Consider the following 19540-nt stretch of genomic DNA (forward strand, 5'->3'; position numbering starts at 1 on the left):
CGAGCCCGATCCGAAACATGCCTTTCTCGACCGGTCAGCGGTGTTGAGAATTGCGGACCGGCTGGGCACTCAACGTTCGAACAGCACCGTACGCACTGGGCGATCAAGGATAGTGACATTCCGGCCGAGCTGATTGCCACCAGCACCGCTGAACGGGCGCAGCGCACCGTTGCCGTGGTTGCGGCAGAATATGTAGAAGCGCGCCGCGAGGGACGAAGGAGAGAAGCTGCCGAACTGGCCGAAGAACTGGAGGATTTTCCTCCCTCGCTGGAGAAAGCACTGTCGCTCGTGCCGGCGCGTATCCTTCAGCAGCCGACACCCGAATTATACCCGATCCTTGGGATAGAGTCCCGCACGCCCGAAGGCCGCAACGCCGTCGTGGCCGTCGTCGCAAGGGATCACAATGGGCAGGACTTGCCTGCCGACTGGTCTTATTCGCTGGCGTGGTTCCTGGACCTTTACGGCAGCGCGACGGAAGCGGGGCGCCTTGACGGCGCGCTGGCCGAATGCGCAACGCATATGATCGCGCTCGGCACTGGCGAGGGAGAAGCCGCCGCCCCCGTTGAAGATATCGGCTACGCACTCTGGCGCTGTTCGCGAAGCCCGAAACTTATCGGCGATCTGCGCCGGGAATCGCTGAGATAGCGCAGGAGGTTTTGTCGCTTACCAAAATCAACTGGAACTCGACCCAGATCAACCAGAAGCTTCCCATTCCCTTTTTAGCAGCCAGAAGAGTGGGTGAGCTCTTTAAATATCTATCCGAGGAATCCATAAGCTCAGACTATCGCAAGTATACATAGTTTTTTCTGTTATAGGGTCTGCTCGGCTGCAGGCAAAGAGCCCGGATAAACTTCAGCACGAAAGCAGAATTGAATGAAGGTGGGCTACATGGAGTTCCCAATTGGGTATGCCTTCACCGAAAACCTTATCCGGTCATCGTCAGCCGCACCTGTAGGCGCGCCGGTCTTTCCAAACCTCATACAGGAGGGGCATTCTGGCTTTGACATCCGCATCAATTTCCCAGGGGTTCCGCTGTTTTTCCAGTACAAGCTTCCGGAGCTGATGAAGCGAGGAACTGCCTTTGAGGTTGCGAGCGGACATTGTCCCGGTTTGTCGATACCATTTTTTCGGATTGCGATGATGCGCAGGGATGTGTCGCGACAGCGTGAACTGCTTCTTCGGTTTGAGGCGCGCTATCCGTCAAACGTCTTCTATGCGGCTCCTTGTATTGCAAACATCAGCGATTTCGACCGCTCTTATAATGGAGCAACCGTAGCACGGCAGTCCATTTTCGTCTCACCAGGGGATATTGGGCCCTTGCCAGACGACAAAGCGTACAGCCTTGCCTATAAACCTGGACTGGCAACTGGATATTTTTGCTCGAAACCCAAGCCCACCAAAGTTCAAACATTTGATGATCTCGCTGCGCTCTTTAAGGAGCAGTTCGCCGAGAAGCGTTTTGCGGAAGTCGGCGAGGCGGCGCGTGAGATGCGCGAAAACGTACTTGAGCTTGCTTCGCCATCAATGCGGCAAGCCGAACAGCTCATTGCAGAACGGGTCGGCGCGAGACGCATTCAGATTCTAGACGGCGCAGCCAGACCGCCCGAGGAAGAGCGCGCAGTCACTGACATTCTCGGAGCGCGGGAAATTGCGCGTGTCGATCTTGGCGTCGACCTGCTGGTGGCCCAACCACGCTAACGACATCATACCTCGCTGATTAGCCCAGCTTTTGTCTAGGCCACAGTTATGAGACTACGAACTACTTGGCCATGAAGAAGATCGGATTGAAAGCGAACCTTCCTTGTCATCTTGGATCACGGTCAGTCTGCACGAGATTGACCGCTGCAAGCCGGGAGCAAGACCGGGCTGCGCAAACGTTGCAACAGATCCTTCAAGGAAATTCATAGACTCTTAGCAACTCCGGTTCGCTGTGAATGGTAGGCTTATTGCAACGTTTGAGTCAGTGGGGTCCGAACCGTGGCTTATTCTCCGACCCGCCGAACTGCGTGCAATTTCGGCTAAAGGCAATGGCAAGAAGAGCGCCCATCTTGTTTGTTCGACACAGCCATATCGGCTCAAAACAGTATCTTCACGGCCACCGAGATTGTCCGGTCGGTGGACAAGCAACCATATTATTTGGTTCGAAAGCTGCAACATCTGTGGAGAACGCGAAATGACAAATTCAGTAGGACGAGTGCCCAGGCTTTCCAAGTGGCTTGGTCCTGACCAATGCTGACACTGGTCAGTCGCCTACGGACGGCAGCGCATTTAGATCGCCTTCGAATTCTAGGCCTTTGCGCGCACGCGGACCTAACTGTCTGCCAGCTAGCGGAGATTCTGGGTCTGCGTCGTGAGCACGTTGTACGACACGTCCGGCTGCTGGCCAGAGCCGACTTTCTTTACTGCAACGAACAACGTCCGTGGTGCTCGTACAATCTCAAAACAGGAGGTAAGGACGGCGGGCTGGTTCAATTGTTGGTTGATCTCCTGCCCCACGGCGATGGCTATCACAAACGAGACCTTCAACGGCTCGAAGCGGTACGAGACACGCGGCCGAAGGGGACCGCATGCTTGACCGTGAAATCCAATTGGAGCGCGAAACCACCATGGACAACTCCGCCGACGGCGCCATCGCGCAGCCCGACACTTACGGACGGTCTCGCTTGGCGACGGTTGATTGCCGCGTTCACGAACTGCTTCTAAGACAGGAGCGGCAGGAGCGGACGACGCTCAAACTGATCGCATCTGAGAACTTTGCCTCCTCGGCCGTGCTGGAAGCGACCGGTTCGATTTTGACGAACAAGTACGCCGAGGGGTACCCCGGTGCGCGCTACTATGCCGGAAACGAGATCGTTGATGAGCTTGAGAACCTAGCCATTGAGCGCTTGAAAACACTATTTGGCAGCGAGCATGCCAACGTCCAGCCTTATTCCGGCTCGCCGGCCAACCAGGCTGTCTATCGTGCGCTTTTGAGCCCCGGTGACAAAGTCATGGGCTTGCCCCTTCCGGAAGGGGGCCATCTGACTCATGGTTGGGCGATCAACTTTTCCGGAACTGACTATCAACGCGTCCCCTATGGACTAGATGAAAAGACACAGCAGATTGACTATGACCGCTTGCGCGAGACAGCCAAGCGGGAACGGCCGCGGCTCATTTGGGTCGGCGGAACTGCTTACCCGCGTGTCTTTGACTACGCGGCAATGGCAGAAATCGCCGTGGAAGCGAACTCCTATCTCGTAGCCGACATTGCGCACATCAGTGGCCTGATTGCCGCGGGAGCGCACCCGAATCCCGTGCGCCATTGCGACGTGGTCAGCAGCACCTCCCACAAGTCGATCCGCGGTCCCCGCGGTGGTTTCATTTTGTCCAGGAACGAAGATCGCTATCAGGCCCTGTATCATCTAAAGAGCAAATACAATCTCGCCAGACGAATAGATCGGGCGGTCTTCCCTCACCTGCAAGGTGGGCCCCACATGAATGTCATCGCTGCGCTAGCTGTTGCCTTGCACGAAGCCGCGAACCCGTCCTTCCGAAGCTACGGCCAACAGACCGTCAAGAATTCCAAGGCTCTGGCCCAGGCACTGCTCGAGCGAGGTTATGACCTGGTTACCGGGGGGACGGACAATCACATGCTGATCCTTGATCTGCGCGATCGACCGCTATCGGGCAAGGCCTATGCCGAGCGACTAGCAAAGGCAGGCATCATCACAAACTTTAATATGGTGCCTGGCGACCCGCGGGATCCGGCGGTCACAAGCGGAATTCGCCTGGGGGCGCCAGCAGTGACGTCAATGGGCATGCGCGATGTGGAAATGGTGCAAATTGCTGGCTTCATTGACTCCGTCCTCCGGCGGCCAGACGACGAAGATCTCCATGCCTGCGTGCGAAGAGACGTTGCCGACTTGTGCGCTGCGTTCGACGTCCCGGGCATCACCGACAGGTAAGGTGGGCTAAGCAAAATGCCCCATACAACTCCAACACCCGAAGCGAGGCATTTCATGGCTAGGCAGTTCGTGTTCTCTTCCGAATCGGTTGGCGCGGGACACCCGGATAAGTTGGCCGACAACATCTCGGATGCTATCCTCGATGCCATCCTCCGCACCGATCCCAAGGCGCGCGTCGCCTGTGAAGCGTTGGTAAAATCAGGGATAGTCGTTCTGGCTGGCGAGATTACCAGCGATGCGCGGGTGGATTATAGCCAAGTTGCGCGCGATACGATTCTCGATATTGGATACGACGATGAGGCCGTCGGCTTTGACGGCCGGCGTTGCTCCGTCGTTCATGCACTCACCGAGCAATCGCCCGACATTAGCCAGGGCGTTGACGAGGGACGAGGGCAGGACCTCCAGCAGGGAGCGGGAGATCAGGGCCTCATGTTCGGCTACGCATGCCGCGAAACCGATACCTTGATGCCTTTGCCGATCCAGCTCGCTCATCGCTTGACGAAACGACAGGCAGACGTCCGGAAAGCACGACAGCTTGGCTGGTTGCGTCCTGACATGAAATCCCAAGTCTCAGTGCACTATGAGGGGTTGCGCCCGGTCGCCCTGGATACCATCGTCGTATCGACCCAACATGACGAGCAGGTCTCGCAAGAGACGGTCCGCGAGGGCGTCATTGAGGAAATCATAAAGCCTGTCCTGCCGACCCACCTGGAGACGGAAGGCATCAGAATTCTGGTCAACCCGACGGGGAGGTTCGTAGTCGGCGGGCCGCGCGGCGACTGCGGTCTCACTGGACGCAAGATCATCGTCGATTCCTATGGTGGGATGGGTCGTCACGGCGGCGGCGCCTTTTCGGGCAAGGACCCGTCCAAGGTTGACCGCTCAGCTGCCTATGCGGCCCGGTATGTCGCAAAGAATATCGTCGCCAGCGGACTTGCGGACGTCTGCGAGGTGCAGCTTGCTTACGCAATCGGCGTGGCCAGTCCGGTTTCTGTCATGGTCAACACGTTCGGGACAGCGAGGGTTGAGGAAAGAAGGATCGAGCGCCTCATTCTTGAGTTGTTCGATCTCAGACCGAAGGGCATCATCAAGATGCTTGATCTCTTACGCCCTATATACCGCAAGACCGCGACCTATGGCCATTTCGGCCGTGAAGAGCCTGATTTCACCTGGGAGAAGACAGACAGGGCCGACGAATTGCGTCGCGAGGCAGGACTTGCCGCCCCGTGAGGGCTGTCGCCGAACCGATTGGCAAGCGGAAAGCCCATTCCCACTGGCCAGCCCCGCCCGCGGCCGGCATGCCAGAAAGCCGGTGGGTTTTTGGCGGAGACATGAATTGATGCCGGACTATGACGTGCTTTGTATCGGGAATGCCATCGTCGACATCATCGCCCAGTGCGACGAGGCGTTCCTCGAGACGAACGGCATCATCAAGGGCGCGATGAATTTGATCGACACGAGGCGCGCCGAACTGCTCTACAGCCGCATGGGCCCGGCCATCGAAGCCTCGGGCGGCAGCGCCGGCAACACGGCGGCGGGCGTCGCCTCCTTCGGCGGCCGCGCCGCCTTCTTCGGCAAGGTCTCCAACGACGCGCTCGGCGAAATCTACGCGCATGACATCCATGCCCAGGGTGTCGCCTTCGACACCAGGCCGCTTAACGGCGAACCGCCGACGGCGCGCTCGATGATCTTCGTCACGCCGGACGGCGAGCGCTCGATGAACACCTATCTCGGCGCCTGCGTCGAGCTCGGCCCGGAGGACGTCGAGGCCGACAAGGCCTCGGGCGCCGCCGTCACCTATTTCGAAGGCTATCTGTGGGACCCGCCGCGTGCCAAGGAAGCGATCCGGCAGACGGCGAAGCTCGCCCACACCGCGGGGCGCGAAGTGTCGATGACATTATCGGACTCGTTCTGCGTCGATCGCTACCGCGACGAGTTCCTCGATCTGATGCGCTCCGGCACCGTCGACATCGTCTTTGCCAACAGCCACGAGATCAAGTCGCTCTACCAGACCGCGTCTTTCGACGAGGCGCTGGCGCTTATCCGCAAGGATTGCAAGATCGCCGCCGTCACCCGTTCGGAAAAGGGCTCGGTCATCGTGCGCGGCGACGAGACGGTCACCATCGAAGCCACCAGGATCCGCGAGCTGGTCGACACGACAGGCGCCGGCGACCTCTACGCCGCCGGCTTCCTCTACGGCTACACGCAAGGCCGCAGCCTAAAGCAGTGCGGCGATCTCGGCTCGCTGGCAGCCGGGCTGGTCATCCAGCAGATCGGCCCAAGGCCAAGGCAGAATCTGCGCCGAGAGGCCGAGCAGGCGGTATTGCTGTAGGTGGGGAGCCAAGAACCAGCTGCCCACCCTTCTTAATCCAGCCCGAGCCTTTTCTTCAGTTCCGCATTCTCCTTGCGGAGACGATCGGCAAGCAGGCTCTTTAGCCGCTTGTTTTCTTCCTCGAGCGCGACGAGATCCTTCAGCCCGTCACTGTCCGCCGCCGGCGCCGCCGCCTTCTTCCAAAGATAATATGTCTGTTCCGAGATGCCGGCTTGCTTCACCGCACTCTTGAGAGTAGCGCCGCCGCCGATCGAGGTCTCGATCTGCGCCAGCTTCTGGGCACGATCCTTCGAGGAGTAGCTCTTTCGGCCTGTTCGCGCTGACGGCGGTGCTTCAGTGGCCGCGGATATCGGCTTGGCGCCGTTCTTGCGGGCAGGCGAGCTCGCCTCAGCTTCTGGCTTCCTCGACCGCCGCGCTCTCGCCTTCGGTTTTGGCGTTTCCGTTTTGTCTGCCGGTTCGCTAACTACTGCTGACTCGGTTTCCAGAGGATTGGCCATGAAATGCTCCACTCGCGGTTCGTGCAAAGGTTCAGCATCAAGGACCACTACAGTAGAGTCAACAAGCTGACGATTTAACGGCCCGACTTCCTTTGTTGTCTCGGCCATCGCCGCGGCGATGTCGAAATTGCCCCAGATGGAACGTGCGGATTTTTGATAATTGCGCTTTTGTTTGACTTCCACGGTGAATGGTCGCGTCTGCCGCCTCATAGTTCCTTCCTGAATAGGAGAATGAAGTCGCCGCTCGAATTTTTGGCGCTTCCTGCTTAGCGCGGAGCATTATCGTATAGCCGCTCAACGGGCAAGTGATGCCGGTCTTCGATGGCTGACCCATCTGGGGGATTTGAGCGGCTTCGCGCGTCCTGCGCATGCCTGTAAGGCCGCCAAGTTTTCTGGGTTAGCAGGCGCGCACTGTGGCAGCTTGGCTTGTACGGCGAGGCCATGGTTGAGTGAGGCGAAACAAATCCAGCCCCGCGGTCAATCCCGAGGCTTCCCACAATGGCGAAGAGAACATCTTCACTCGTTCCTTTTGAGCACAAGACCTTCCGTTCGCTATGGTCGGCTGCACTCATTTCGAACCTTGGCACCCTAGTCGAAGGTGCGGCGGCAGCTTGGCTGATGACGAGCATCGGCACCTCCCATGGAATGGTGGCGCTCGTCCAGTCATCGACCACCCTCCCCTACATGATCTTCTCGCTCGCGGCGGGAGCGCTCGCGGACAAGTTTGACCGTCGCCGGATCATGTTGACTGCGCAACTGCTGATGGTCTGCGTATCCGCCTTCCTGGCGTTCCTGACCTATGCGGGGAATGACACCCTGGACCCTTCTGGGTCTCACCTTCCTAATCGGCTGTGGTTGGGCATTGCACGATCCCTCTTGGCAAGCCTCCATGGGAGATATCCTGCCTCGCGAACACCTGCCAAGCGGGGTTGCGCTCAACGGCATGAGCTACAATCTCATGCGCAGCATCGGGCCGGCGATTGGCGGCATAATCGTGGCCACAGCCGGTGCGGCCTTCGCGTTCCTCTTCAACGTCCTTTGCTACTTCGCTCTGATCGCTGCGCTGTTGCGATGGAAAGCCGAACGGGCACGACAAGCGCTGCCGCGGGAGGCTTTCGGCAGTGCGATGGCGGCGGGCTTGCGTTACGTGCTCTTGTCGCCGAACCTTCTCAAGGTGATGTGCCGGAGTTTCATTTTCGGCCTCACCGCCGTTGTCATTTTGGCTCTCCTGCCGTTGGTCGCTCGCGAACAGATCAAAGGGACCGCAGTCACCTACGGCGTGATGCTCGGCTTCTTCGGCCTGGGAGCGATTTGCGGCGCGCTCCTCATCGGGCGGGTCCGAGAAGTTCTCTCCAACGAATGGGTCATTCGCGGTGCGTTCTTTGTATTGGCGATCAGCTGCTTCTTTCGGGCATGGAGCGAGCACGTTGGGCTGAGCTGTCTCAACCTCATGCCAGCCGGTGCGGCCTGGATTCAATCATTCTCGCTGTTTAACGTCACAGTGCAGCTTTCGGCGCCGCGGTGGGTGGTTGGACGCGCCCTCTCTCTATCAGACGGCCACATACGGCGGCATGGCGGCGGGAAGCTGGCTTTGGGGCGAACTGGCGGATGTCCAAGGTGTTTCGGGAGCCTTGCTCGTCCGCCAGCTGGTTCTTGTGATTGGGGGACTGATGGGCATCCTTCTGCGTCAGCCGGATTTTGAAACGCTCAATCTGGATCCGACCAACAAGTTCAGCGAACCGACGCTGCAACTTGACCTGCGGCCACGAAGCGGTCCGATCATGGTGATGGTCGACTATCGTGTCGATCAGAGAGATCCAGACTCGACCACAATAATTATCTGAATTTCAGCAGTAATTTTTGATCGCCCATTCGTGCTGTGTACCAGCCCTGTGTCTTGCGCAAGTGGTCACGAACGGCTGCTGGAGCCTCGAAGACGCCCTAAAAACACATGCTGCGATTTTTGAACACGCTTGACGTGTTAGATTAATTCATCCACAATGCGTGTGTTGAACACGCGAGGTGAGTTATGAACATGAAAGAGCTTAGGGTTCGACTGGGCATGACTCAAAAAGATTTGGCAGAGCAGATGGCAACGACGCAACAGACTGTGGCCCGTTGGGAAACAGGCAAAACGCAGTTGAACGTCGAGCAGATCAAGGACCTTTGTCTCACGTTGAAATGCACGGTCGAGGAGCTGCTGGGCTGGAAGATTGATGTCGAGGAGTGGCGCACGAGCCCGTTTGCAATTGCCGATGCCGAAACGCGATACGGCACGCTCAGAATCAAGACGACTGTTGGCAGCCGCCAATATCCTATCGATGAAAAGGCGCGTGAATCGATTTTACGTCAGTTGAAGGAACTTCATAATCTTCGTAGAAATAACACAAGCAGGCCATGGCTGTATTGTTGGAGCCTTGACAACAAAATACTCTTGATAAATCCGCAATATGTCCGCACCATTGAGCTTATCGGTGACGATGTAGAGGAGATGCCAGAGTATTATCATCCAGAAATCTATCGGGCTTTGGATGACTGGGATAAGGGTGAGGTTTCAGGAAAGCTGAAGAAAGAATGCGATGCCATTATCGCAGAGATGGGTGATCAGGAAGCCGTGCGCATGGCCTCCTATGTTCGCGTCACATATGACGACGGAGAAGATGAGTGGAACTTCTTGGATGAAGAAACCGCTACGACTTTCTTCGGATTGGAAGCTGCGACTTTTGACGTTCCCCAGTGTAGTTTCGCCGAAGTGGAGGAAGAAGGTTACTACCGAGCGCGATACGCCAACCTTGATCGCGTCGCGGTGATGGAGGTTCCAAGCGACCGTTATCACAGATTGACCGCGCCCGAGGAAGCTTAGAACCATCCACGAAGGGCGCATGTTACATCTCGACCTTGCGTGGTGCGTTTTCAGTACGAGATGACGTTAAGCGTAGGTAGTGGCAGGTAAGAGTGCTCGACCAGAAGCTCAACTGCCTCCTCAATATCGCTGCCGATGTGCCGCAGGACACGTCCACGGGAGCGTGGATAGGCGTGAAGTTCCTGCACTCCACGGTCCGCTCTCCCATCGCCGGTGTGTGCCCGACGCCATCTTGTGGACGAGCTTGGCCGCCTGCACCCGGTTGTATTCCGGCTTGCGGTCCGCCTGGGCGGTCCGCCGCGATGGCTATCTCCATGTCAATCGGCGCCGAACGTTGACTGCCCGCTGCTTTTGATGAATTTGGCGAGGTCCCGCGCATAATCACTCTTGGTCTTCTCCTTGAGGCCCTGTGTCGCGAACTTGTGGTCCAGCAGGGCAAACAGGTCCAAGTCCCCTTCCGCCTGTGGCGCTGGCTTGCCCTCACCGCCCTCGGCTTCCCAATTGGGGACCGCTTCTGCGCGCTGCACCGTGGCGATTGTCCGCCCAAGACGCATCACAAGATCGAACGCCAAACCGTGCGCGTGCACGACGATTTGCCGCTCAGGCCTCATTTGGACAGGACTTGAGCTGGCCCGGTGGTTTGAGCCGGGTTACCTTGAGCCGGTGGGCTGCGAACAAGCAGTTCGAGACATTGGCCTCGATCACTTCGCAACACGCCGCTGCGCCTGGCCTCGGTGTGCTCCCCCCGAAATCGTTGTGTCATATCACCGAGGGCATCACGGCCAACAGCTTCCACATGGGCAACAGCCTCGCCATTGAGCCGAATATGGTCGCGAGCAGATCACCAAGCGGTCGGAACCTCGGAGCCGAAGTTCGACGCCGAGGTGGTTCGCATGATGCGCTAAGCAGCACCACGGCGCTTGCCGGTATGTTTGCTGCCGGCAGCCGACGAACTCCTATCCTCCTGGACAAGGGCGCCGTGCGTCATCGCTTTGATTTACCGGCCGCTCAAGGCTTCCACAGTTTTCGCTTTCGAGGCGACCTTTGGAACATGCCAACGGAAATTTAACATAACGACATAAACATTTCTTTATGCGGCGTTGACAAAGAAGCGAACTGCTGTAATTGTCTCCCGCGTCGTGGTTCTCCGTACGGCGCTGCCGCAGCGGAGCTAAGAGGGAAGCCGGTGCGATGCCGGCGCTGCCCCCGCAACTGTTAGCGGCGAGCCAACCCCACTCATGTCACTGAGGCGAATAGCCTTGGGAAGACGGGTAGAGGCTATGACCCCGCGAGCCAGGAGACCTGCCACGGCGAATTACGTCCACGGGCGGGGTGTCTCGGTGGCCGCTGCAGCCTGGCGTTCGTGCCGGCCTGCTAGCGCCTTCCTTGTCACCGACGCCCCAACCATCGGGGTCTGGCATGACTGTCTCTCAGCAAATTCCTGTAGCAACGCTCGGCGTGCCCCGCTTCGGTCGTCGGCGAGAACTGAAATTCGCGCTTGAAAGCTACTGGTCCGGAAAATCGTCCGCTGCCGACCTTCTCACGACCGCGAAGGCGCTCCGTGCCGCTAGCTGGGAGGAGCAGCACGATCGCGGCGTGTCGAAAATCCCGTCGAACGACTTCTCGCTCTACGACCATGTGCTCGACACCGCAGCCATGGTCGGCGCCGTTCCATCCCGTTACGGCTGGAATAGCGGCGAGGTTCCACTTGACATCTACTTCGCAATGGCGCGGGGCAACCAGGGTCAGACGGAGGATTGTCGACACGCTGGTCACCAGCAGGCGGCTCATCGGTCTGATGTAACCGCGATGGAAATGACCAAGTGGTTTGACACCAACTATCACTACATTGTGCCGGAACTCAACGATGATCAGACGTTCGCCCTCTCGTCGACGAAACCGGTCGATTACTTCATCGAGGCTAAAGCTCTCGGCGTTCACACACGCCCAGTCATCCTTGGACCGATCACCTTCCTCAAGCTGGCGAAATCGCCTGCCGAAGGATTCGATCCCATCGCGCTCCTGCCGCGGCTGCTGCCCGTCTACGAGCAACTCCTGCAGAGGCTGAAGCTGTCTGGAGCCGACTGGGTGCAGATCGATGAGCCAGCGCTTGTCCTCGATCTGAACCTGAACGAACGAGCTGCGTTCGAATTCGCCTATGGCCAGCTGTCGAAAGCCGCGCCCGAGCTGAAGATCATGCTGGCTACCTATTTCGGGCCGCTGGGAGACAATCTCGAAACCGCGGTTTCTCTGCCCCTGGCCGGGCTGCATATTGATCTCGTGCGCGCTCCCGAGCAGCTGGAAACGGTGGGTCGGCTCGCACCGAAGGATCTGGTGCTCTCGCTTGGCTTGATCGATGGCCGCAACGTCTGGCGTGCGAACCTGCCCGCCATTCTCGACCGCATCAAACCGATCGTCGCCGGCTGGCCCTTGGACCGCGTCGAGATCGCGCCTTCTTGCTCGATGCTGCATGTGCCGATCGACCTCCGCATGGAGACGGAACTCGACGCGGACATCAGGTCGTGGCTCGCCTTCGCGGCCCAGAAGACCGACGAGTTGGTGTTGCTTGCCCGGGCCCTGTCCCAAGGCAGGGATGCGGTGGCAGGCGCGTTGAAAGCGTCTGCCGAGGCTGCCGCCACTCGCGTGACATCCACGAAGATCCATGACCCGCTGGTTGAGGGGCGGATCGCCAGCATTGACGACAGCATGAAGCGACGAGAGAGCGCTTTTGCCGAGCGCTCCAGAGTCCAGGCCGGCACGCTCGGGCTGCCGCCGTTCCCGACGACGACCATCGGGTCCTTCCCGCAGACGCCGCAGGTACGCAGGGCGCGGGCCGCTCATGCGAAGGACCAGCTGAGCTATGTCGACTACGAGACCTTCCTGAAGAAGGAGATCGAGGCTGCAATTCGCTGGCAGGAAGAGATCGGGCTGGACGTGCTGGTGCACGGTGAGTTCGAACGAAACGACATGGTACAGCATTTCGGCGAGCAGCTGTCCGGCTTCGCCTTCACCCAGCATGCCTGGGTGCAGAGCTATGGGTCGCGTTACGTGCGCCCCCCCATCATCTTCGGCGACGTATCGAGGCCCAATCCGATGACGCTGCGCTGGTGGCAGTTCGCCCAGTCGCTTACGGAAAACCCTGTGAAGGGAATGCTCACAGGCCCAGTGACCATTCTCAACTGGTCATTTGTTCGCGACGACGTACCCCGCTCCGAAGCATGCCGCCAGATCGCGCTCGCCATCCGCGACGAAGTGACGGATCTCGAATGGTCCGGCGCAAGGATGATCCAGATCGATGAGGCCGCGTTTCGCGAAGGATTGCCACTGCGCCAGTCTGATTGGAACGACTATCTCGACTGGGCTGTCGAATGCTTCCGGATCGCTTCAACGGGTGTAAAGGACGCGACTCAAATCCATACCCACATGTGCTATTCGGAGTTCAACGAGATCATCGACGCGATCGCTGAAATGGATGCGGATGTCATTTCGATTGAGACGTCGCGCTCGAAAATGGAACTGCTGGACGCCTTCACGAGCTCCAAATATCCGAATGAAATCGGGCCCGGAGTCTATGACATTCACTCACCACGGGTCCCGGAAGTCGGCGAGATTTCGGATCTCGTCATGCTTGCCCGCGAGCGACTGTCCGATGCCCAACTGTGGGTAAACCCGGACTGTGGCCTCAAAACCCGCAAGTGGGAGGAGGTCCGCCCTGCCCTCATGAACATGGTTGCTGCAGCACGCGCGCTCCGGGAGAAAGTGTAGGCCGGAAGGTTTCCTGGTTGCTCACCATGTGGTGAGTTAGCGGCTGCCGCATGTGGGCCGTGAATGTGCCAAAACGCGATCACATCCTTTGAAATAAGTCACTCGAGCGAGAAAGTGCACTTTCCTTCGGCACGTGTACTAATCGCGCAGGAATAAAGGGAACCGTTTTCTCCCTGTGACGTGTCGATTTCGAAGGGGATGTGATTGGCGTCGAGACCGCTCCGGCCATGGGTTATCAGCATGCCAAGTGCGCTGTTCTCGATCAGTTCGTAAAGGACTTCTCGGCTCGGTTCATCGAAATGCGCGGGTACATACATGACAGGTTCCTTCACTGGCCGCCGGGTTCGCTATTCACCGGTTGACATCCGATGGCAAGCGTTCCAACGCGGCGGCGATCTGGCGCTTCGCTGCTGAGGGCAGAGGCAGGATGGGACGCGGGGGGTCGGCACGGCAACTGTCGAGCAATTCGGCAAGTGCATAGACGACGCGAAGGCTCGAGAACTCCTTGAAGAGGCTCCAGAGCGGGGCTAGCGCGGCATCGATCCGTCGCGCTTCGGCCGCATCGCCCTGCTGCGCCGCTGTGACGATCTTTGTGCAGACCTCGGGCAAGATGCCCGCGAGGACGCTGTACCATGTGTCAGCGCCAGCGATCATGGCCTCTGCAGCGTTCCAGTCGCCGCTGTAGCCGATCGAGAACCCTTCCGGCACAGTGCGCCTCTGGTCGGCCAGATGGCTCTTGATCGCATCGCCCTTGTCTGTCGGATTCTTGATAGCGACAATCCCACCCACCTTTGCCAGGCGGCTGACGAGTGCTGGGGTGAAATGGAAATGCGTCGTTCCTGGATTGTCGTAGATGACGATCGGAAGGCCACTTTCGCGCGCCACCGTCGAGAAATGTTCGAACACCTCGTCATCAGTGAGCGGGGTGTAAGAGGCGGCGGCAAGCAACCCCGCGGCAGCCCCAAGGGCCTTAGCGTCCTGCGCGAGCCTCACTGCTTCGTCGGTGCGGAGCGCGCCCACACCCACCACGACCGGCATTTGTCCCCCGGTTTCGTCCAAGGTCTCGGCGAGCGCCCGTCGCCGTTCCTCGCGCGTCAGATACATGTATGTGCCGGTGCTGCCGAGAAGACCGATGGAATCGACCTGAGCGGCGCAAAGCCTGGCAATCAGCTTGCGCAGAGCAACGGTATCGGCACGGCCGTCACGATCGGTCGGCGTGATGGGAAACGCGGAAAGGCCGCTCAGGAATGCCATGGCAAGGCTCCGGGTTTGTACGCGAGCGCGGGACTGGCCGGACCACAGGTCATCACAAGGCGTCCAGAGCCCGCCGCATGTCGGCGATCAGGTCCTCGGCGTCTTCAAGACCCACCGAGAGACGCATGAGGTCCTCGCCGACTCCATCGGCCAGATGCGCATCCTTGCGGATCGGCTGACGAGCACGGGTCAGGCTTGCCGGATGATAGATGAGGCTGTCGGCATCGCCGAGGCTGACAGCCCGGGTGATCAGGTTGAGCCGGTCCATCATCCGCCGCGCGCCCTCGAACCCAGCGTGGAGGCCAAAGGCCAACATGCCCGACCCTTGGGACATCTGCTTTCGCGCCGTCACCTGATCAGGGTGCGAGTCGAGGAAGGGATAACTCACCCATGCCACCGCCGGGTGCGCCTCGAGCGCCTGAGCCACCGCAAGGGCCGTGGCGCTGTGCCGTTCCATGCGCAGCGTGAGCGTCTTCAGACCGCGCAGGATCAGGAAGGCTGACATGGGCGAGAGCGCTGCGCCGGTGATGTAGCGCAGGCCCGTTTCGTGCAGAGTGCGGAGCGTTTGCGCGTCGCCGAGAATCGCCCCACCAAGGGCATCGCCGTGCCCATTGATGTATTTGGTCAGCGAGTGGAGCACGAGGTCTGCCCCATGTTCGAGCGGCCGCTGGAGCGCGGGGGAGGCGAAGGTGCTGTCGACTGCAACCTTTACACCGCGCGCGTGGGCGCGCTCGGCAATGGCAGCGATGTCTAGGATGCGGCTCAGCGGATTCACCGGCGTCTCGAAGAAAACAAGCCGGGTCCGCTCGGTGATCGCGGCATCGAGATTGTGAGGATCGGACAGGTCGACCGCGACGACCTTGATGCCGAAGCGGGGGACCGCCTGTTCGACCATGGCAAGCGTGTTCGCATAAAGTGTCTTGTGGACGATGAGTTCATCGCCTTGGGACAGGAGCGACAAGATCAGTGTGCCGAAAGCCGCCATCCCCGAGGCAACGACCAAACCTGCCTCGGCTCCTTCCAGATTGGCGAGCCGTTGCTCGAGGATCTCCGTCGTCGGATTGTATTCGCGCGCATAGAGCCTTCCGCCAAGCGCGGCGGCGGCCTCGTTCGCTGCCACGCTTTCGAATCCATAGGTCGAGGTCAAGAAGACTGGCGGCTGAACGGCATTGGAAAAGCCGGCCGGATCGTAGCCATGATGGATCGCCCGAGTGGCGAATCCGGGACCGGTGTCGTTGAGCGACCGCGTGAGAGCATCGGTTTCGGATTGATAGGAACGGGTCATTCGGCCTCTAAGATCTTTCTTGGGTTTCCGAAAGATTGACGGCAAACTGGCCAATGGGAAATATCCAGTTGGCGATGAATGAAATGGTCCAGTCTTCAAGTGCCGGTTCTGCAGGTCGCTCGCACGCGATGGGTGCACGCCAGATCTACGAGGCTCTTCGCGAGCAAATCCTCGGCGGCGTCTATGAAACCGGTAGTCAGCTGCCGTCCTCCCGCGGCCTGGCAAATGACCTTGGGATTTCGCGAACGACGGTGACGGTCGCCTATGACCAACTGACCGCGGAAGGTTTTATCGAAGTCCGTCAAGGCGCACGACCTCGCGTTGCATCCTCGCTGATCGGTCCTGAGACGAGCCGCACCGTCGCGAAACGAGTCGGCCCGGTTCATCTGTCCGCCTATGGCGAACGACTGCGCGTTACGCCGCCCTGGCCGGATTATCTGCCGACTGGACTGAAGGTCGATTTCCGCTATGGCGACCTGGCGCCGTCAGACTTCCCCGCATTGGTCTGGAAACGTGCGATGAGCAAGGCGATGGGGCAGCGCCCGTTGCGTCTTGCCTATGACGATCCTCGCGGCTCGCGCCGGCTGCGCCAGGCGCTCCAGGGCTATCTCTGGCGCGCCCGAACCCTGAGCTGCGACCTCGAGCAGATCATCATCGTCAACGGTTCGCAGCAGGGCCTAGATCTGTGCGCTCGCCTGCTTCTCGATCCCGCCGACCGCTTCGTCATCGAGGACCCGTGCTATAGGATGGCGCGTCAGGTCTTTGCCAGTACGGGTGCCTCGCCCGTCCCGGTCACCGTCGACGAGGACGGGATGAAGACGGAGTTGCTGGCGGGGATCGGGGCACGACTGGCCTATGTCACGCCATCGCATCAGTTTCCGCTGGGCGGCGTCATGCCGATCACGCGCCGCCACCAGCTTCTGGAATGGGCGCGGCACAACAATGCCTACGTGATCGAGGACGACTACGATAGCGAATATCGCTACGACATCAATCCGGTCCCTCCGCTGCACAGTCTCGAGGACCACGGGGCTGTCATCTATCTCGGCACGATCTCCAAAACGCTCTCGCCGATGCTGCGTATCGGCTACCTCGTCGTCCCGCCGGAATTGCAGGAGGTCTTCGCAACCGCCAAACAATTCGCGGACCGGCATTCGCCGGTGGCTGAACAGGAGGCTCTGGCCTCTTTGATCGAGAGTGGCGGCTACGAAAGCCATGTGCGGCGTGTGCGCAGGCTGAACGGCGAGCGTCGGGAGACGTTGTTGGGCGCCTTGCGGCGCAGCTTCGGAGATCGCATCGCTGTCCAGGGAGCAGAGGCTGGTCTGCACGTCGTCGTTTGGTTCGACGAACTGCCGCGATCGCGGGAAACGACCCTGGTCGAAGCCGCCCGAGGCGCGGGCCTGGGGCTGCACCTGATCTCGCCCCTTTACGAGCGGCAATCGGACGAAGGCCACATCGATCGCGTGGGGCTTGTCATGGGCTATGCCGCCTTGAGCATTCGGCAAATCGAGAAGGGCGTTGAGATCCTGCGAGCGGTTGTCAAGCAGGTGCAAGACGCGTTGCCGGGACACGGTGGCTAAAACGGCGGGACGTGGCGTGCTGGCGAGGAAACCGACCCTTGGGCTGAACCGCATTTCGTTGCAAAGCCAACTGGACTGGGAATACGCCATGCAACTGGTGCTGTTGATCAGGCCAGTTTGGCGGCAGATTTTTCGTGCGAGACGAATTTCCGAGAGCGATGCATGCGGCAAGGAAAACTGCTTCACATCCATATCGCGCCCGCTGCCTTTTATGAAATGGAGGATCTGGCGGAGGCGTAGCTTGTTGCCGGCCGAGCGGGCTCGAGCACCCGCAAGACATAATCGACGATCTCTACCAGGCCTTGTCCACGGCCGAATGATGGAATTATCCAGCGCATGGTGCGGCATGCACCATGCCGATGCCAGAAGATCTGGACGCTCGACAAGCACCTTTCTTCAAACATTTCCCGAACGACCCGCAGCGCAAAGCCTCCCCATGAGAAAAGAGCATCCCATGTCTTTCACGCCATTGATTGCCCCCGAGATCAAGGCCCGCCACCCGGATTTTCATCTGATCAGCATTGTGGTGCGGAACGCTGGAATCGACGTGCCGGATGCACAGGCGTTGAACGACACGATTGCGGCGGCGGAACAGGCAGCGCTTCGCGATGACGCCCAAAGGGACGCGCGTCTTGCGGCGTGGGCCGTTGCCTACGAGGCTTTCGGCACAAAGGCCAATCGAACGCCGTGCTCGGCCGCCGCGCTTCTCAAGCGGGTGCGGAAAGATGGCTCTCTCCCGCGGATTTCCCCACTGGTTGATGCCTACAATGCCGTCAGCGTGTTGTATGGCGTTCCGATTGGCGGGGAGGATCTCGATCTCTACCAGGGGGTCCCGAGACTTTTAATTGCGAAGGGAGCGGAGCCATTCGACACGATCCAGCAAGGTGAAATGGTAACCGAGCATCCCGAACCGGGCGAAGTCATCTGGTGCGATGATGCCGGTGTCACGTGCCGCCGCTGGAACTGGCGGCAGGGGCGGCGCACCATGGTCACGGTCGATACCCGCGCCATGTGGCTCGTGCTGGAAGCCCTCGGCCCAATGTCAGCTAAACAGATGACGGCCACCGGAGAGCATCTGATGGGACTTATCCAAGCGTTGTGCCCGGGTGCGCGAATCGAAACAGCGCGGATCGACGAATCCACTACATCTCGTGTCCCTTAGGGCATGGCCCGCCGAGAAACACCCCACTCAGCCCTGTCCGGATCTGGCGCTCCTTGCTCGCTCCGCTGGCCTACACAGTTGATTGCGAACGACCCAGAACGGCTCTCGAAAACGAGCGTCGAACGAAATCAGATCACTGCTTGTTCTCCCTTAGCGTTGTTTGGCGTACTTTTATCGCGATGCCTCCAGTGGGGATGGTCCAAATTGCGCAAGCTCGGTCGAGTGATCGCGGAGAAGCTTAATGTCGACTAAATCGAAATTCATGGAGCGGTACGGACAAGGGTGCGAACCCGGGACGTCGTCCCGGTGTCGTCAGGCTCTCCCGTCCGACTGAGCCTCGGTTTTCTTCACGGCGCGAATACTCCTGAGGCCGCCCGGATTCTCGTTAAGAGACAGCTGCCGCTCAGGACGGCCCACGCGATACTCACGGAGATGGTCGATCACGGCAAGGCGTTCGTGACGGTTCCTTGCGTCGACGACCTGTTGGCACTGAAGAATGAACTGTCGTCCGCAGGCGTGATCGCGAAGGTTCATGCGCCGCGGCCGATAAGTGTTCGCGAAGTCCGGGATCGCACGAAGCTCTCTCAGGAGGCATTCTCCGTGAGGTATGGCCTCGATCTGGCAACGCTTCGAAACTGGGAGCAAGGTCGCTCGAAACCGGATGTAGCGGGGAATACTCTCCTTTGGACCATCGCCCGGAATCCGGAAGCAGTCGAAGAATCGCTGGACATGGAGGACGGAGTGGCTGCCCCATCACCCTGAGGGGGCCGATCACTTCGGCGCGCGGCAATTCGGCCGCCAGCGCGATCGCCGGCCGCCGCGCGGTATCGCCAGCGCGTGAGCCTCATGCGTCAGACG

16 protein-coding genes, 1 pseudogene and 1 riboswitch are annotated in these 19540 nt (G+C 59.5%); of the genes and pseudogenes, 12 read left to right on the forward strand and 5 right to left on the reverse strand.

Going from position 1 to position 19540, the window contains the following annotated elements; translation table 11 throughout:
- Nucleotides 1-174: 174 nt before the first annotated feature.
- The 5 genes from NKH29_RS28510 (at nucleotide 175) to NKH29_RS28530 (ending at nucleotide 6276) form a co-directional block, all read left to right on the forward strand.
- Nucleotides 175-645 carry a hypothetical protein gene (locus tag NKH29_RS28510; RefSeq protein WP_353001120.1) on the forward strand — a complete coding sequence of 157 codons (471 nt, stop codon included), beginning with the start codon at nucleotides 175-177 and terminating at the stop codon, nucleotides 643-645.
- A gap of 228 nt (nucleotides 646-873) precedes the next feature.
- Nucleotides 874-1698, forward strand: coding sequence for a hypothetical protein (locus tag NKH29_RS28515; protein ID WP_353001121.1), 825 nt, complete (start codon nucleotides 874-876; stop codon nucleotides 1696-1698).
- Between the two features lie 908 nt (nucleotides 1699-2606).
- A complete protein-coding gene (glyA, locus tag NKH29_RS28520; RefSeq protein WP_353001136.1) occupies nucleotides 2607-3944 on the forward strand; it encodes a serine hydroxymethyltransferase in 1338 nt (445 codons plus the stop codon).
- 54 nt (nucleotides 3945-3998) lie between these two features.
- Nucleotides 3999-5174, forward strand: coding sequence for a methionine adenosyltransferase (gene metK / locus NKH29_RS28525; protein WP_353001122.1), 1176 nt, complete (start codon nucleotides 3999-4001; stop codon nucleotides 5172-5174).
- A gap of 109 nt (nucleotides 5175-5283) precedes the next feature.
- Complete coding sequence (locus NKH29_RS28530) at nucleotides 5284-6276, forward strand: adenosine kinase (RefSeq protein WP_353001124.1); 993 nt, start codon at nucleotides 5284-5286, stop codon at nucleotides 6274-6276.
- 32 nt (nucleotides 6277-6308) lie between these two features.
- Here NKH29_RS28530 and NKH29_RS28535 read toward each other — a convergent pair whose 3' ends face one another.
- The gene (locus NKH29_RS28535; RefSeq protein WP_353001125.1) at nucleotides 6309-6983 is read right to left on the reverse strand and encodes a transposase; all 675 of its coding nucleotides are present in this window, start codon (nucleotides 6981-6983) and stop codon (nucleotides 6309-6311) included.
- 288 nt (nucleotides 6984-7271) lie between these two features.
- Between NKH29_RS28535 and NKH29_RS28540 the strand changes: the two are divergent.
- A pseudogene (locus NKH29_RS28540) lies at nucleotides 7272-8590 on the forward strand (MFS transporter); the annotation flags it as partial.
- A 212-nt stretch (nucleotides 8591-8802) separates the two neighbouring features.
- Complete coding sequence (locus NKH29_RS28545) at nucleotides 8803-9636, forward strand: helix-turn-helix transcriptional regulator (protein ID WP_352515945.1); 834 nt, start codon at nucleotides 8803-8805, stop codon at nucleotides 9634-9636.
- A gap of 317 nt (nucleotides 9637-9953) precedes the next feature.
- On the opposite strand, the gene NKH29_RS28550 is transcribed toward NKH29_RS28545, so the two are convergent.
- A complete protein-coding gene (locus tag NKH29_RS28550) occupies nucleotides 9954-10208 on the reverse strand; it encodes a hypothetical protein (RefSeq protein ID WP_353001126.1) in 255 nt (84 codons plus the stop codon).
- A gap of 50 nt (nucleotides 10209-10258) precedes the next feature.
- Between NKH29_RS28550 and NKH29_RS28555 the strand changes: the two genes are divergently transcribed.
- Both NKH29_RS28555 and metE read left to right on the forward strand, forming a co-directional pair.
- Nucleotides 10259-10705, forward strand: coding sequence for a hypothetical protein (locus tag NKH29_RS28555; protein WP_353001127.1), 447 nt, complete (start codon nucleotides 10259-10261; stop codon nucleotides 10703-10705).
- Between the two features lie 54 nt (nucleotides 10706-10759).
- Nucleotides 10760-10960: riboswitch (cobalamin riboswitch) on the forward strand.
- 95 nt (nucleotides 10961-11055) lie between these two features.
- Nucleotides 11056-13401: a 5-methyltetrahydropteroyltriglutamate--homocysteine S-methyltransferase gene (gene metE / locus NKH29_RS28560; protein ID WP_353001128.1), complete on the forward strand. Its 2346-nt coding sequence runs from the start codon at nucleotides 11056-11058 to the stop codon at nucleotides 13399-13401.
- A 98-nt stretch (nucleotides 13402-13499) separates the two neighbouring features.
- On the opposite strand, the gene NKH29_RS28565 is transcribed toward metE, so the two are convergent.
- Genes NKH29_RS28565 through NKH29_RS28575 form a run of 3 tightly spaced genes read right to left on the reverse strand, consistent with a single transcriptional unit; the run spans nucleotide 13500 to nucleotide 15940 of the window.
- Entirely contained in the window at nucleotides 13500-13718 is a 219-nt protein-coding gene (locus NKH29_RS28565; protein WP_353001129.1) for an FMN-binding negative transcriptional regulator, read from the reverse strand.
- 34 nt (nucleotides 13719-13752) lie between these two features.
- On the reverse strand, nucleotides 13753-14655 hold the full coding sequence (locus tag NKH29_RS28570; protein WP_353001130.1) for a dihydrodipicolinate synthase family protein: 903 nt from the start codon (nucleotides 14653-14655) through the stop codon (nucleotides 13753-13755).
- Between the two features lie 52 nt (nucleotides 14656-14707).
- Complete coding sequence (locus tag NKH29_RS28575) at nucleotides 14708-15940, reverse strand: trans-sulfuration enzyme family protein (RefSeq protein WP_352684087.1); 1233 nt, start codon at nucleotides 15938-15940, stop codon at nucleotides 14708-14710.
- Between the two features lie 74 nt (nucleotides 15941-16014).
- Here NKH29_RS28575 and pdxR point away from each other — a divergent pair, with 74 nt between their 5' ends.
- The 3 genes from pdxR to NKH29_RS28595 all read left to right on the forward strand — a co-directional run bounded on the left by pdxR (nucleotide 16015) and on the right by NKH29_RS28595 (nucleotide 19444).
- Entirely contained in the window at nucleotides 16015-17520 is a 1506-nt protein-coding gene (pdxR, locus tag NKH29_RS28580) for a MocR-like pyridoxine biosynthesis transcription factor PdxR (RefSeq protein WP_353001137.1), read from the forward strand.
- Between the two features lie 454 nt (nucleotides 17521-17974).
- A complete protein-coding gene (locus tag NKH29_RS28590; protein WP_353001131.1) occupies nucleotides 17975-18682 on the forward strand; it encodes a B3/B4 domain-containing protein in 708 nt (235 codons plus the stop codon).
- Nucleotides 18683-19114: 432 nt separating this feature from the next.
- Nucleotides 19115-19444: a helix-turn-helix domain-containing protein gene (locus tag NKH29_RS28595; protein ID WP_352684089.1), complete on the forward strand. Its 330-nt coding sequence runs from the start codon at nucleotides 19115-19117 to the stop codon at nucleotides 19442-19444.
- Nucleotides 19445-19540: the final 96 nt, after the last annotated feature.

Origin of the sequence: Mesorhizobium sp. M1295 (assembly GCF_040318135.1) — a bacterium.
Taxonomy (GTDB): Bacteria; Pseudomonadota; Alphaproteobacteria; order Rhizobiales; family Rhizobiaceae; genus Mesorhizobium.

Excerpts from the sequence above, each read along its gene's own strand:
- NKH29_RS28515 (WP_353001121.1), top strand. The coding sequence starts at position 874 with ATGAAGGTGGGCTACATGGAGTTCCCAATTGGGTATGCCTTCACCGAA.
- glyA (WP_353001136.1), top strand. The coding sequence starts at position 2,607 with ATGGACAACTCCGCCGACGGCGCCATCGCGCAGCCCGACACTTACGGA.
- metK (WP_353001122.1), top strand. The coding sequence starts at position 3,999 with ATGGCTAGGCAGTTCGTGTTCTCTTCCGAATCGGTTGGCGCGGGACAC.
- NKH29_RS28530 (WP_353001124.1), top strand. The coding sequence starts at position 5,284 with ATGCCGGACTATGACGTGCTTTGTATCGGGAATGCCATCGTCGACATC.
- NKH29_RS28535 (WP_353001125.1), bottom strand. The coding sequence starts at position 6,983 with ATGAGGCGGCAGACGCGACCATTCACCGTGGAAGTCAAACAAAAGCGC.
- NKH29_RS28545 (WP_352515945.1), top strand. The coding sequence starts at position 8,803 with ATGAACATGAAAGAGCTTAGGGTTCGACTGGGCATGACTCAAAAAGAT.
- metE (WP_353001128.1), top strand. The coding sequence starts at position 11,056 with ATGACTGTCTCTCAGCAAATTCCTGTAGCAACGCTCGGCGTGCCCCGC.
- NKH29_RS28565 (WP_353001129.1), bottom strand. The coding sequence starts at position 13,718 with ATGTATGTACCCGCGCATTTCGATGAACCGAGCCGAGAAGTCCTTTAC.
- NKH29_RS28570 (WP_353001130.1), bottom strand. The coding sequence starts at position 14,655 with ATGGCATTCCTGAGCGGCCTTTCCGCGTTTCCCATCACGCCGACCGAT.
- NKH29_RS28575 (WP_352684087.1), bottom strand. The coding sequence starts at position 15,940 with ATGACCCGTTCCTATCAATCCGAAACCGATGCTCTCACGCGGTCGCTC.
- pdxR (WP_353001137.1), top strand. The coding sequence starts at position 16,015 with ATGAATGAAATGGTCCAGTCTTCAAGTGCCGGTTCTGCAGGTCGCTCG.
- NKH29_RS28590 (WP_353001131.1), top strand. The coding sequence starts at position 17,975 with ATGTCTTTCACGCCATTGATTGCCCCCGAGATCAAGGCCCGCCACCCG.
- NKH29_RS28595 (WP_352684089.1), top strand. The coding sequence starts at position 19,115 with ATGGTCGATCACGGCAAGGCGTTCGTGACGGTTCCTTGCGTCGACGAC.